General features: G+C 70.2%; 16 protein-coding genes. 10 read left to right on the top strand and 6 right to left on the bottom strand.

What is annotated here, in order from left to right; all coding sequences use genetic code 11:
• The 4 genes from ABZW60_RS11830 to ABZW60_RS11815 form a co-directional block, all read left to right on the top strand.
• Nucleotides 1–546 (top strand): TOBE domain-containing protein (locus ABZW60_RS11830; RefSeq protein ID WP_355475833.1); only part of this gene is annotated, 546 nt, incomplete at its 5' end.
• Between the two features lie 4 nt (nt 547–550).
• Nucleotides 551–985 carry a protein-tyrosine phosphatase family protein gene (locus ABZW60_RS11825; protein WP_355475831.1) on the top strand — a complete coding sequence of 145 codons (435 nt, stop codon included), beginning with the start codon at nt 551–553 and terminating at the stop codon, nt 983–985.
• 21 nt (nt 986–1,006) lie between these two features.
• Entirely contained in the window at nt 1,007–1,402 is a 396-nt protein-coding gene (locus ABZW60_RS11820; protein WP_355475830.1) for a RidA family protein, read from the top strand.
• Complete coding sequence (locus ABZW60_RS11815) at nt 1,399–1,962, top strand: GrpB family protein (RefSeq protein WP_355475828.1); 564 nt, start codon at nt 1,399–1,401, stop codon at nt 1,960–1,962. Before ABZW60_RS11820 ends, ABZW60_RS11815 begins: the two co-directional genes overlap by 4 nt.
• Here ABZW60_RS11815 and ABZW60_RS11810 read toward each other — a convergent pair.
• Nucleotides 1,910–3,175, bottom strand: coding sequence for an FAD-binding oxidoreductase (locus tag ABZW60_RS11810; RefSeq protein ID WP_355475826.1), 1,266 nt, complete (start codon nt 3,173–3,175; stop codon nt 1,910–1,912). The genes ABZW60_RS11815 and ABZW60_RS11810 overlap by 53 nt on opposite strands.
• Nucleotides 3,176–3,232: 57 nt before the next feature.
• Here ABZW60_RS11810 and ABZW60_RS11805 point away from each other — a divergent pair, with 57 nt between their 5' ends.
• Nucleotides 3,233–4,249 (top strand): WYL domain-containing protein, encoded by a 1,017-nt coding sequence (locus tag ABZW60_RS11805; RefSeq protein ID WP_355475824.1) that lies wholly within the window; start codon nt 3,233–3,235, stop codon nt 4,247–4,249.
• Here ABZW60_RS11805 and ABZW60_RS11800 read toward each other — a convergent pair.
• Together ABZW60_RS11800 and ABZW60_RS11795 are read right to left on the bottom strand one after the other, a co-directional pair.
• The gene (locus ABZW60_RS11800) at nt 4,199–4,600 is read right to left on the bottom strand and encodes a hypothetical protein (RefSeq protein ID WP_355475822.1); all 402 of its coding nucleotides are present in this window, start codon (nt 4,598–4,600) and stop codon (nt 4,199–4,201) included. The two genes, ABZW60_RS11805 and ABZW60_RS11800, sit on opposite strands and share 51 nt — an antisense overlap.
• Nucleotides 4,597–5,094, bottom strand: coding sequence for a hypothetical protein (locus ABZW60_RS11795; protein WP_355475820.1), 498 nt, complete (start codon nt 5,092–5,094; stop codon nt 4,597–4,599). Before ABZW60_RS11795 ends, ABZW60_RS11800 begins: the two co-directional genes overlap by 4 nt.
• Nucleotides 5,095–5,176: 82 nt before the next feature.
• Here ABZW60_RS11795 and ABZW60_RS11790 point away from each other — a divergent pair, with 82 nt between their 5' ends.
• Nucleotides 5,177–5,809, top strand: a complete 633-nt coding sequence (locus tag ABZW60_RS11790; protein WP_355475818.1) for a MerR family transcriptional regulator — start codon at nt 5,177–5,179, stop codon at nt 5,807–5,809.
• On the opposite strand, the gene ABZW60_RS11785 is transcribed toward ABZW60_RS11790, so the two are convergent.
• Nucleotides 5,806–6,279, bottom strand: coding sequence for a MarR family transcriptional regulator (locus ABZW60_RS11785; RefSeq protein ID WP_355475816.1), 474 nt, complete (start codon nt 6,277–6,279; stop codon nt 5,806–5,808). The two genes, ABZW60_RS11790 and ABZW60_RS11785, sit on opposite strands and share 4 nt — an antisense overlap.
• Before the next feature lie 100 nt (nt 6,280–6,379).
• On the opposite strand from ABZW60_RS11785, the gene ABZW60_RS11780 reads away from it, so the two are divergent.
• Both ABZW60_RS11780 and ABZW60_RS11775 read left to right on the top strand, forming a co-directional pair.
• Complete coding sequence (locus tag ABZW60_RS11780) at nt 6,380–6,961, top strand: NAD(P)H-dependent oxidoreductase (protein ID WP_355475814.1); 582 nt, start codon at nt 6,380–6,382, stop codon at nt 6,959–6,961.
• Entirely contained in the window at nt 6,958–7,320 is a 363-nt protein-coding gene (locus ABZW60_RS11775) for a DoxX family protein (RefSeq protein ID WP_355475812.1), read from the top strand. Before ABZW60_RS11780 ends, ABZW60_RS11775 begins: the two co-directional genes overlap by 4 nt.
• A 5-nt stretch (nt 7,321–7,325) precedes the next feature.
• Here ABZW60_RS11775 and dnaB read toward each other — a convergent pair whose 3' ends face one another.
• On the bottom strand, nt 7,326–9,119 hold the full coding sequence (dnaB, locus tag ABZW60_RS11770; protein ID WP_355475884.1) for a replicative DNA helicase: 1,794 nt from the start codon (nt 9,117–9,119) through the stop codon (nt 7,326–7,328).
• A gap of 418 nt (nt 9,120–9,537) precedes the next feature.
• Here dnaB and ABZW60_RS11765 point away from each other — a divergent pair, with 418 nt between their 5' ends.
• Together ABZW60_RS11765 and ABZW60_RS11760 are read left to right on the top strand one after the other, a co-directional pair.
• Nucleotides 9,538–10,860: an MATE family efflux transporter gene (locus ABZW60_RS11765; RefSeq protein WP_355475810.1), complete on the top strand. Its 1,323-nt coding sequence runs from the start codon at nt 9,538–9,540 to the stop codon at nt 10,858–10,860.
• 41 nt (nt 10,861–10,901) lie between these two features.
• Nucleotides 10,902–11,657 (top strand): hypothetical protein, encoded by a 756-nt coding sequence (locus ABZW60_RS11760; RefSeq protein ID WP_355475808.1) that lies wholly within the window; start codon nt 10,902–10,904, stop codon nt 11,655–11,657.
• Here the strand turns inward: ABZW60_RS11760 and ABZW60_RS11755 are convergent.
• On the bottom strand, nt 11,654–12,001 hold the full coding sequence (locus ABZW60_RS11755) for a YrdB family protein (protein ID WP_355475806.1): 348 nt from the start codon (nt 11,999–12,001) through the stop codon (nt 11,654–11,656). The two genes, ABZW60_RS11760 and ABZW60_RS11755, sit on opposite strands and share 4 nt — an antisense overlap.

Raw genomic sequence — 12,001 nt, 5'->3', positions numbered from 1 at the left:
CAGATCGCCGAGCTGCAGCACCGGCTCGGTGTCACCACCGTCTACGTCACCCACGACCAGGTCGAGGCCATGACGATGGGCGACCGGGTCGCGGTCCTGAAGGACGGCGTGCTGCAGCAGGTCGACACCCCGCTGAACCTCTACGACCGCCCGCGGAACAAGTTCGTGGCCGGCTTCATCGGCTCGCCGGCGATGAACCTGATCACCGCCGAGATCACCGACGGCGGCGCGAAGGTCGGCGACTACGTCGTCCCGATCGCCCGCGACGTGCTGGCCAAGGCCGGCGACGACAAGACGCTGACGATCGGCATCCGGCCGGAGGCGTTCCACCTCGCCGACGACGGCCTGCCGGTGAAGGTCTCGGTGATCGAGGAGCTCGGCTCGGACGCGTACCTGTACGGGACCGCCGAGCACACCAGCGACCAGATCATCGCCCGGATCGGCACCCGGCTGCACAACGACAAGGGCACCGTCGTCCACCTGGCGCCGGACCCGGAGAAGCTGCACCTGTTCTCCACCTCGACCGAGGATCGCCTTGTAGTTTGACCTTGTGGGTCACTGGGAGAAGGACACACCAGGAGTGATGGAGCTGCCGTCGGGTCGGCTCGTCCGCGGACGCGGTCTGCGGCACGGCCCGGCGGCAGAGCCGTACCCGACGTACGGCGTGTATCTGCTCGGCAAGGAACCGCCGGACGTGCCGTGGGAGACGCGCTGGATCAAGTGGCCGGACTTCCGGCTGCCCACCGACCGCGCCCAGGCGTTGACGGTCTTCCGCGAGGCGCTGGAGCGGACCGCGACCGGCCGGGTCGAGTTCGCGTGCGGCGGCGGGCGCGGACGGACCGGTACGGCGCTCGCGTGTCTCGCCGTCCTCGACGGTGTGCCCGCGGACCAGGCCGTCGGCTACGTCCGGGAGCGTTTCGACAAGCACGCGGTGGAGACGCCGTGGCAGCGCCGGTACGTGCTAAATCTGTTGACCCGGAGCTGAGGAATCGCGTTGGGTCGAGGCGTGACGATCGAGCGGAGCAACCCGGACGGACTGCATGCCACGCCCGGGTACCACCACGTGACACGTGTCCAGGCCGGCACCCTGATCTACCTGGCCGGGCAGTGTCCCCTGCAACCGTCCGGCGAACTGGCCGGAGGCGGGCTCGAGGGGCAGACCGAGCAGGTGATCGCGAACATCCTGACCGCACTGAAGTCCGCGGGTGCCACACCGGAGGACGTCGTCCGCACGGTGATCTACGTGGCCAGCCCGAACCGCGAAGAGCTGAGCGCGGTCTGGACCCAACTCAACGCGTCGCCGCTCGCGCCCGCCTTCACCACGGCGAGCACGCTGCTGGGCGTCGCCCAACTCGGCTTCCCGGGGCAGCTCGTCGAGATCGACGTGACGGCTGCGCTGTGATCGTCCCGGCCGAGGTCGTGGACTACGACCCGCACTGGCCGCTGTGGTTCGAGGAGATCCGCGCGCGACTCACGCCGTACCTCGCCGATCTGGCCGATATCGCCGATGTCGCCGATGTCGCCGTCGAGCACGTCGGCAGTACGGCGGTGCCCGGTCTGGCGGCGAAGCCGATCATCGACGTCGACGTCGTCGTCGCGTCCGCCGAGCTGGTGCCGACGGCGATCGCCCGGCTGGAGGCGGCCGGCTATCGCCACGAGGGCGACCTGGGCATCCCCGGCCGGGAAGCCTTCGCGCTGCCCCCGGACGCCGTGCACTACCACCACTTGTACGTCGTTGTCGAAGGCAACGAGGCGTACCAGGACCACGTGCTGCTCCGCGACCACCTGCGGGCGAACGCCGCGGACCGGGAGCGGTACGCCGCCCGCAAGCGCGAGCTGGCGCACCTGCTCACCACCGACCGGACGGCGTACGTCTCCGGCAAGGGCGCCCTGGTCGAGGAGCTGATCGCTAGAGCTGGTGATTCGGCTGGAGGCGGCGGTCCGGGTCGTAGCGGCGCCTGAGCTTCGCGAGCCGGCTGGAGTCGTCGTACGCCTCGGCGACCTCCTCGGCTGTCAGGTGCTCGAACGTGAAGTTGAGCGCCCGGCCGATCGTCGACGCGCGCCAGGGTTCGAGCACCTCCCGACCGGCGTCACCGTCGCCCGGTGTGAGCACGGTCAGCGAGTACGCCGCGTCGCGGTGACCGACCGCGTTCGGGATCTCGGGTTGCCGGGAGAGGGCGCCGCCGAGGTGCCGGATGCCGATCACGTACATCCGGGACGCGCCCGGCCCGGCGAGCCCGGGCAACGTGTCGAGTGCGTCGAGATCTTTGAGCAGCACATTGCAGGAGCTGTAGCTGTCGGGGCGCTCCGGCTCCGCGAAGATCCGCCCGGAGTCGACGTACGGCAGGTCGCCCACGGTGTCCAGGAGCGGTTCGCCGACGGCGCGTAGCGGTTCGATCAGTTGCTCGCCGCGATCGCCGAGGATCGCGAGCTGCACCTGGCCGACATACTTGCCGCGCAGCGGTGCCGGCACCTGCGGGATGTCCGGCATCGGCAGGATCGCGATCGCCGACGTCACCTCCTCCGGGACGGTCCGGGTCCACTCCCGCCACACCTCCGGCACCGTCGGGTGCTCGGCGAGGTCGAAGTACAGGCTGCCGCCGTACAGCGTCGGCACATCGAACAGGTCGACCTCGATCCCGGTCACGACCCCGAAGTTCCCGCCACCGCCGCGGAGCGCCCAGAACAGGTCGGGGTCCTCCCCTGCGTCGCGCCGTACGCCGTCCGTGGTCACCACCTCGATCCGCCGGACATGGTCAGCGGCGTACCCGAAGCGGCGGGCCATCAGCCCGAGCCCGCCGCCGAGCGTGTACGAGATCGCGCCGACGCCCGGCGCGCTGCCCGACAGCGGCGCGAGGCCGTACGGCGCGGACGCGTCGAGCACGTCCCGCCAGGTCGCACCCGCCTCGACCCACGCGGTCCTGGCCTGCGCGTCGACCGTCACGCCGTTGAACCCGCGGGTCGCGATCAGGACGCCACCGTCGATCCCCCGCGTCAGACCGTGCCCGGCAGCCTGCACGGCGATCCCCAGGTCGTGGTCGATCGCGTACCGCACCGCCTCCTCGACCTCGGCCGCGCTCGTCAACGCGAAGACCACCTCGGGTCGATGCGGATCCCGCCGCTGGAACCCGAGCCGCGCCTCGTCGTACCCCTTGCTCGTCGTCGTCAGCATCATGCAGATCACGCTAGAGGGCCTTGCGGACACATCTTGTCCGCAAGGGATGATGTGTCGATGAGCGCCCGCAAGGAGATGCCTGGCCGGATGCTCCGGCTGCTGTCGCTGCTGCAGAGCCGTCGCGAGTGGTCGGGCCACGAGCTCGCCGACCGCCTCGGTGTCACCGAGCGAACGGTACGGCGGGACGTCGAGCGGCTGCGCTCGCTGGACTACCCCGTCACCGGCACGACCGGGACCGCGGGCGGGTACAGGCTCGGCTCGGGGACGCACCTGCCGCCGCTGCAACTCGACGACGACGAGGCGATCGCGGTCGCGCTCGGACTGGTCGGCGCGGCCGGCGGCGGCGTGAGCGGGATGGCCGACAGTTCGATGAGCGCGCTGGCCAAACTGGAGCAGGTCCTGCCCGCGCGCCTGCGGCCCCAGCTCGCGGCGGTGAGTTCGGCCGCGGAGGCGATCCCGCGGCCCGGCGTCCCGCAGGTCGATCCGGGCGTGCTCGCCGTCCTGGCGCGCTGCTGCCGCAACCACGAGATCGTTGCCTTCGACTATCACGGCCGGCAACGCGGTCCGACGCGGCGGCGGGTGGAGCCGCATCAGCTACTGACCTTGTCGTGGCGCTGGTACCTACTGGCGTTCGATCCGGCGCGCGACGACTGGCGGATCTTCCGCGTGGACCGGATCAGCTCCGTCACGCCGGCGTTGCATCGCTTCACGCCGCGGGTGCTGGACGGACCGTCCTACCTGCTGGAGTCCTTCGTGTCGGCGCAGTACGAGCACACTGTCGAACTGACGGTCGAGGCGCCGGCCGACGCGGTCACCTCGACCTTCGAAGGAGTCGTCCGCGGCATCGTCGAGCCGCTCGGGCCCGCATCGTGCACCGTCCGTTTCAGCGCCGACACCCCGGCCCTCCTGCTGACCCAGGTCGCCGCGATCGCCGCCCTCGGCCCGTTCACCGTCGACCGGGCGACCCCGGAGACGTCCGCGCTGATCACGTCGGCCGGCGAACGCCTCGCCCGAGCATTTGCGCTAGGCAACGATCAGGCCGACGCCGAGGGTCAGCACACCGACGGCGAGTGAGGCCGCGCCGAGCCACAGCACCCAGAGGAACTGGTTCGGTTCGGTGCGGTCCTTGCCGGCCGACGAGGCGAAGAACCCGCCGGACATCAGGATCGCCGCGATCGGGATCGCGAGCCGCGCGACCCACAGCCAGAATCCGCTCAGCCCGGTCTGGTCGACGTACAGCAGGCCGACCAGGCTGAGGATGACGAGGACGCCGGCGTGCGCGTGACCGGCCCGGGCGAACGACTTCTGGAACCCGGTCATCGGCACCTGACCGCGGACGATCTTGGTCATGAAGTAGCCGCCGAACTGGATCGTCACGATCGTGAGCAGGATGACACCGGCGATGACGCGGGACGCGTCGGTCATGCGTAGACCTCTTCCTTCACGGGCGCGGTTGCGCGGGAGCTGCGCGCTACCCAGAGGGCAACGGCGAGATACAGGATCTGTTCGGGGATGCGCTGCCACAGTGGCGTCGCCTCCCCGCCGGCGAACGGCACGTCGGCGACGGCGGCGTGAATGTTGGCCGGCAGCAGGCCGACGAACAGCGCGACCAGTGCGTAGCCGGCGGCCTGGCGGGTTGCTGCGACCACCAGGCCCACGGCGCCGAGCAGTTCGAGGACGCCGGTCAGGTAGACGAGCGCGCCGGCGTACGGCAGGAACGGCGGGACCATCCGCACCATGTCGGCGTGGTTGGGCATCACCGTCACGCTCGCCGGGACGAAGTGCGCGCTCGCGGTCAGCACCAGCATCACCGCCATCGCGTGCGCGGCGGCGACCGGCCAGGTGCGGAACCGCCGGACGCCGAGCGCGCCCAGCGCCCGGAACCCGAGGGTGCCCAGGATCAGTACGAGCGGGATCAACCGACTCGCCTCCTTATGGATAGTGGGAGTATCCGCTTATGGATACTGATACTATCCATCACAGACAACAGGAAGGCAAGCGATGCGAATCGGGGAACTGAGCAAGGCCACCGGCGTCCCGGTGCCGACGATCAAGTACTACCTGCGCGAAGGCCTGCTACCCGCGGGCGAACTCAGCAGCCCGAACCAGGCGTCGTACGGCGACGCGCACTTGCGCCGGCTCCGGCTGATCCGCGCCCTGATCGAGCTCGCGCAGGTCCCGGTCGCCACCGTGAAGGAGATCCTCGAGTCACTCGACGCCGACACCGAGCCGTTGCACGAGCAGATCGGGCGCGCCCATCGCGCCCTCACCCCCACCCGCCGCCTGTCCGCCACCGACGAGGCCCGGACCGCAGCGACGACCCAGGTCCGCGACCTGATCGCGGCCCGCGGCTGGTCCGTGGAGGCGGATGCTCCCGCCCTGGCGACGCTCGTCGACACGGTCGCGGCCCTCCGCACGCTCGGACAGGAGGGTCTGGTCGCGCACCTCGACGACTACGCGGACGCGGTCGAACGCTTCGCCCGGATCGAGATCGAGGGCGTCACCAAGAACCCGACCCGTGACCAGCTCGCCGAGTCGGTCGTGATCGGCACGATCCTCGGCGAGACCTTGATCGCGTCATTGCGCCTGCTCGCGCAGGAATCCATCTCGGCCGACCTCTGGAAGGACCGCTAACACTCGCCGAGCAACCCCGGGAGCAGCTTGGACAGCGCCTTCTGGAGCGCGCGGCGGTCGGTCTCGGTCAGCGGGTCGAAGACCAGTTGGCGCACCAGCTCGACATGCGCCGGCGCGGCCTTCACGAGCTCCGCGTAGCCGTCGGGCGTGAGGATCGCATTCGTGAAGCGACCGTCGCAGGGGTCGGATTCGCGGCGCACCAGGCCGCGGTTCTCCAGGCGGCGCATCAGGTGTGACAGCCGGGAGAGCTCGGAGTTGGTGAGGACCGCGAGCTGGCTCAGGCGCATGGTGTGGTCGGGCTGGTCGGACAGGCCGGCCAGCACGTAGTACTCCAGGAAGCTCAGGTTGGAGTCGCGCTGCAGTTGCTCACCGAGCGCGCCCGTGAGCAGCGCCATCATCAGCTGCAGCGTCTTCCAGGTCTCGAGCTCGTCGGCCGTCAGCCAGCGAGGCTCGGTCGCTTCGCTCCCCATGGCTGCAGCATAGCCACCGACGCAATGACTTGAACGTTCATGTGAGTCGGCCTATCGTGGGTGATGACATGAACATTCAAGTCAACCCTGTGAAGGAATCATGAGCGACCTGAAGATCGCGGTCATCCTCGGCAGCACCCGGCCCGGACGCAACGGCAAGGCGGTGGCCGACTGGGTGCTGACCCAGGCCGAGCGTCGCAGCGGTGCGACGTACGAGCTGATCGATCTGCTCGACTACCCGTTGCCGCACCTCGACGAGGCGATGCCGCCGGCGGCCGGGCAGTACGCCGGCGCCCACACCAAGGCCTGGGCGGAGAAGATCGCGGCGTACGACGGGTTCGTGTTCGTCACGCCGGAGTACAACCACTCCACGTCCGGCGTGCTGAAGAACGCGATCGACTACCTGTACGGCGAGTGGAACAACAAGGCCGCGGGTTTCGTGTCGTACGGCTCGCTCGGCGGGGCGCGGGCGATCGAGCACCTGCGCGCGATCAGCGCGGAGCTTCAGCTGGCCGACGTGCGGCAGCAGCTGTCCTTCTCCCTGTTCACCGACTTCGAGAACTTCAGCACCTTCAAGCCCGGCCCGCAGTACGCCGACCAGGCCACCGTCCTGTTCGACCAGCTCGAGGCGTGGGCTGCCGCCCTGAAGCAGATCCGCGTCGCCGAACCGGTCGCCGCATGAACGTCGCGGTCTGGATCGTCTCCGGACTGCTCGCCGCGCTGTTCCTGCTGTCCGGCGTGACCAAGGTGCCGGCCACGAAGGCGTCGCTGGCCGGCAACCCCCGGATGGGCTGGGCGGCACCGTTCCCGATCGAACTGATCAAGGTCATCGGCATCGCGGAGATCGCCGGCGCCGCCGGACTGATCCTCCCCCGCGTCCTCGACGTCGCCACCTGGCTCGTCCCGGCCGCGGCCATCGGCCTGGCCGTCGTCATGACCGGCGCGATCATCACCCACGCCCGCCGCTCCGAGTTCTCGACCGTCGCGGTGAACGCCGTCCTCCTCGCCCTGGCGCTCTTCGTCGCCGTCCAGCGTTTCTGACCGGGTCAGCCGTCGTGGGCCATGTCCACGAAGCGTGAGTAGTGCCCCTGGAACGCGACCACCACGTCGGCGGTCGGCCCGTTCCGGTGTTTGGCGACGATGAAGTCCGCCTCACCGGGACGGGTCGACTCACGCTCGTACGCATCCTCGCGGTGCAGCAGGATGACGACGTCGGCGTCCTGCTCTAGCGAGCCCGACTCGCGGAGGTCGGAGGCCATGGGGCGTTTGTCGGAGCGTTGTTCGGAGCCTCGGTTCAGCTGGCAGATCGCGACGACCGGGAGCTCGAGTTCCTTGGCGAGGAGTTTGATCGACCGGGAGAACTCGGAGACCTCGAGCTGGCGGGACTCGACCTTCTTGCCCGATGTCATCAGCTGCAGGTAGTCGATGACGATCAGCTTGAGGTCGTGGCGCTGTTTGAGGCGGCGGGCCTTGGCACGGATCTCCATCATCGTGAGGTTCGGCGAGTCGTCGATGAACAGCGGGGCCTCGGAGACCTCGCCCATCTTGCGGGCCAGGCGGGCCCAGTCCTCGTCGGTCATCTTGCCGTTGCGCATGTGGTGCAGCGGGACCTTCGCCTCCGCCGACAGCAGTCGCATGGTGATCTCGTTGCGGCTCATCTCCAGCGAGAAGATGCACGAGGTCAGGCCGTGCTTGATCGAGCAGGACCGGGCGAAGTCCAGGCCGAGGGTGGAGTTGTGGGTCGGGATCATCGTCTTGCCGGCCAGATACAGATGGTCGGCGTTGTCGACCTCGACGCAGCGCACCGGCACACTGTCGACCGGGTCGACCCACTCGAGCCGCCGCTCGCCCTCGCCGTGCAGCGCGGCCGGGAAGCCGTGCCCGGTGATCTGCCGCGGCGCCGACCCGGGGATCGGCGGTGTCAGCCCGGGACTCGCCGACATCGCCGTGAACAGGTCGGCGGTCGTGCAGACCACCGGGCGGCCGCCGTCCTCGACGCGCCACTGGTGCTCGGCGTCGGCGACGATCGTGCTGCCGTCGGAGAACGACAGCCGGAAGCACGGCCGGTCCACCATCACCTCGGTCGCCGCGACCACGGTCGTCGGCAGCCCGTCGGCGTCCAGCAACTGGTCGCCGACCGCGACCTCGGCCATCGTCGTCCAGCCGGTCGGCGTCGGCAGCGGGGTGTCGAGCGCGAGCGCCTTCCCCATCGCGGGCCGGGCGGCGACGATGATCATCTGGCCGGGGTGCAGGCCGTTGGTCAGCTCGTCGAGGTCGGTGAAGCCGGTCGGCACGCCGACCATCGCGTCACCGCGGGAGTCGATCGCCTCGATCTCGTCGAGGGCGCCCTCCATGATGTCCTTCAGCGGCGCGTAGTCCTCGGCGGTGCGCTTCTCGGTGACCGAGTAGATCTCGGCCTGCGCCTCGTCGACGACGTCGTCGACCTCGCCCTCACCCGCATACCCCAGCTGGACGATCTTGGTGCCGGCCTCGACCAGGCGGCGCAGGATCGCCTTCTCCCGGACGATGTGCGCGTAGTAGCTGGCGTTGGCCGCGAGCGGGACGGACGCGACCAGGGTGTGCACATACGGCGCGCCGCCGATCCGGGTCATCTCGCCGCGCTTGGTCAGCTCGGCCGCGACGGTGATGGCGTCGGCCGGCTCACCCCGGGCGTACAGATCGGTGACCGCGTCGAAGACGACCTCGTGCGCCGGCCGGTAGAAGTCCGTGCCGCGCAGGTTCTCGATCACGTCGGCGATCGCATCCTTGCTCAGCATCATCGCGCCGAGCACGCACTGCTCGGCCGCGAGATCCTGGGGAGGGGTGCGGTCGAAGCCCATCTCCGGCCGGCGCTCTTCGTGGCCGCCGTCCTGGCCCCCGCGGAACTCCGCCACGCTCACTTCGTCCGACCTCCTCGTCCCGCCGCTGCCCCAGCCACCACCGGACCGGGTTCGAACACCTGCTCGAACCATAGCCACGGCCCACCGACAGTTTCCGGAGCTGCTCCTGACAGCGGCCTCGCGACCGTACGCCGGTCGCCGCGCCGTTGGCCACTCGGTCGTCCACACCCCCTGTGGACGAATCGTGGATAACCCCGCTACGGGCTGTGCACAGGTTGGGCACAACCCTGTGGATAGCTGCGGACGAGAACCCACAACCGGCCCCTGACCTGCGATTTCTCTAATGCACAACTGTGGAGGAGAAAAAGTCTGAGACGAATTTCCGCCACACCCGCCACGCCTGGGTAACCTCGCTCCGGTGAGACGTCGACGATGGGTGGGCGACCAGGACCGGGAGATCCTCCGGCTCGCCGTCCCGGCCTTCTTCGCGCTCGTCTCCGAGCCGCTGATGCTGCTCGCGGACTCCGCGATCGTCGGTCACCTCGGCACGCCGCAGCTGGCCGCGCTGGGGGTCGCAGGCACCATCCTGCAGACACTGGTAGGGATCTGCGTCTTCCTTGCCTACGGCACCACCTCCGCGGTCGCCCGGCGGATCGGCGCCGGCGACCACAAGGGTGCCCTTGCCCAAGGCATCGACGGGCTCTGGCTGGCGTTGCTGCTCGGCGTCGTGCTCGCCCTGCTCGGGCTGGCGCTGGCGCCGCAGGCGATCGGGGCGTTCGACCCGTCGCCGGAGGTGGCCGACCACGCCGTGACGTACCTGCGGATCTCCTGCTTCGGCATCCCGTCGATGCTGCTCCTGCTCGCGGCCACCGGCGTACTGCGGGGGCTGCAGGACACCAAGACGCCGATGGTCGTCGCGATCACCGCCAACCTCGCCAACATCGGGCTGAACGTCCTGCTCGTCTACGGCCTCCGGCTGGACATCGCCGGCTCCGCCCTGGGGACGGCGCTGGCACAGACCGGAGCCGGGGTGGCACTGGTCGTGGTCGTGGTGCGCGGCGCGCGCCGGGACGGCGCCAAGCTCCGCCCGGATCGTCCCGGCATCCTGGCCTCCGCGCAGATGGGGGTGCCGCTGGTCATTCGCACGCTGACGCTGCGGGCGGCGATCATCCTGCTGACCTTCGTCGCCACCGCGCTCGGGACGACGTCGGTCGCGGCGCACCAGGTCGCGTTCACGCTGTGGTCGTTCCTCGCGCTCGCCCTGGACGCGATCGCGATCGCCGCGCAGGCGCTGACCGGCCGCGCGCTCGGTGCCGGTGACGTGGCGGGCACCCGTGCGATCACCCGCCGGATGATGTGGTGGGGCCTGTTGTCCGGCCTGGTCGGCGGCCTCGCGCTCTGGGGCCTGCGCAACGTCTACGTCCCGTGGTTCACCAGCGATCCCGAGGTACGCCGGACGCTCGCCGCGATCCTGATCGTGTCCGCGCTGTGGCAGCCGATCAACGGCGTCGTGTTCGTGCTGGACGGCGTCCTCATCGGCGCCGGCGACGGGCGGTACCTCGCGCTGGCCGGGATCGTCGCGCTCGCGCTGTACGTCCCGCTCGCGCTCGCGGTGCTCTGGCTCGACGGCGGGATCGTCGCGCTGTGGTGGGCGTTCGGCGGGTACATGCTGCTGCGATTCCTCACCCTGACCACGCGCGAGCGGCGCGACGCCTGGCTGGTCACCGGAGCTACCCGCTGACCCTGCGGTGCGGCATCGTGGAACCGGAGGAAAGGAGCGGCATGCCCGACACCGACGACGACCAGTCCGTCGAGCTCGAGCCCGATCAGCGGGCCCAGGGCGACGACGACACCGAGGCCGCGCGTGAGCGGCGTGCCGCCCAGGCCCGCGCCAAGGCCGGCAAGCATCCGACCCACGACCTGGCGGAGGAGGCGTCCGAACGCCGGGACGAGGACGACGAGCGGGCGCAGCGGGACAAGGACGCGGCGGCGAGCGCGGAGCAGCTCGACGAGCGGGTCGCCAAGGATCAGCAGGAGCTCACGGAGCGGCGCAGCCGCGAGGAGCTGCTCGACGCGACGGCGGAGACCACCCGGGCCATGCAGCTCGCGTACTCCGACGAGCAGGCCCGCGACCAGCACCGGCAGTACGCCGCGAACGACAAGCAACGCGGCCTCGCCGACCGGGCGCACGGACGGCACGAGCTCGACGAGGCGGCCGCCCACCCCGACGAGGTCGGCTCGGCCGGGCTCGCCGCGGAAGGCCGGCGATTCCAGAACCTGGCCACCATCGAGGAGCGCCGGTCCACCGGCGAGTACCAGGTCGCCGAGAAGTACGACGCGTCTGCGCGCCAGCACCGCGAAGAGGCCCGCGATGCGCAGCCGAACCCGTCCGAGGCGGTCCGCAGGCCGCCCGAGGAGGCCCCCGAGGCCCAGCTCCCCCAGGCCCGCCTGCACCGGCGCGGACCCGGCCGGGTCCGGAACAAGCAGGGCAAGGTCATCAAGCCGAACCGATCGAGCGAACCCGACCTCGAGATCTAGGCGGGCTTCCCTGGCTCCAGCTTCTGGAGGTGGATGATCGCCAGGTTCGCCGCGACCACGACGCCGAATCCGACGGCGAGCAGCGGGTGTCCCAGGCTCCACAGCGCGGCACCCGCCAGGCCGAACACCAGAACCTTCACGGTCCAATGCCGTGCCGGAGTCCCGCGGGGTGCGGTCGGCGCTGCGAACTGCCCCCAGATGACACCTGTCGCCAGCGGCAGCAGGACCACGAGCACCCAGCGGTCGAGCGTCGTACCGCCGGTCTGCCAGCCCCAGTACGCGAAGATGCCCAGGGCAACCAGCTCGGCGAGGAACGCCAGGAGCAGGTTGCCCCACCTCCACAT

Origin of the sequence: Kribbella sp. NPDC003557 (assembly GCF_040610805.1) — a bacterium.
Lineage (GTDB): Bacteria > Actinomycetota > Actinomycetes > Propionibacteriales > Kribbellaceae > Kribbella.
The sequence above is the reverse complement of the archived record's forward strand: the minus strand, read 5'-3'. Positions and strand labels throughout refer to the sequence as shown.

Coding starts and splice junctions, on each gene's coding strand:
- ABZW60_RS11810 (WP_355475826.1), bottom strand. CDS start 3,175: ATGATGCTGACGACGACGAGCAAGGGGTACGACGAGGCGCGGCTCGGG.
- ABZW60_RS11775 (WP_355475812.1), top strand. CDS start 6,958: ATGAACGTCGCGGTCTGGATCGTCTCCGGACTGCTCGCCGCGCTGTTC.
- ABZW60_RS11785 (WP_355475816.1), bottom strand. CDS start 6,279: ATGGGGAGCGAAGCGACCGAGCCTCGCTGGCTGACGGCCGACGAGCTC.
- ABZW60_RS11780 (WP_355475814.1), top strand. CDS start 6,380: ATGAGCGACCTGAAGATCGCGGTCATCCTCGGCAGCACCCGGCCCGGA.
- ABZW60_RS11790 (WP_355475818.1), top strand. CDS start 5,177: ATGCGAATCGGGGAACTGAGCAAGGCCACCGGCGTCCCGGTGCCGACG.
- dnaB (WP_355475884.1), bottom strand. CDS start 9,119: ATGGGCTTCGACCGCACCCCTCCCCAGGATCTCGCGGCCGAGCAGTGC.
- ABZW60_RS11805 (WP_355475824.1), top strand. CDS start 3,233: ATGAGCGCCCGCAAGGAGATGCCTGGCCGGATGCTCCGGCTGCTGTCG.
- ABZW60_RS11800 (WP_355475822.1), bottom strand. CDS start 4,600: ATGACCGACGCGTCCCGCGTCATCGCCGGTGTCATCCTGCTCACGATC.
- ABZW60_RS11760 (WP_355475808.1), top strand. CDS start 10,902: ATGCCCGACACCGACGACGACCAGTCCGTCGAGCTCGAGCCCGATCAG.
- ABZW60_RS11755 (WP_355475806.1), bottom strand. CDS start 12,001: ATGTGGAGGTGGGGCAACCTGCTCCTGGCGTTCCTCGCCGAGCTGGTT.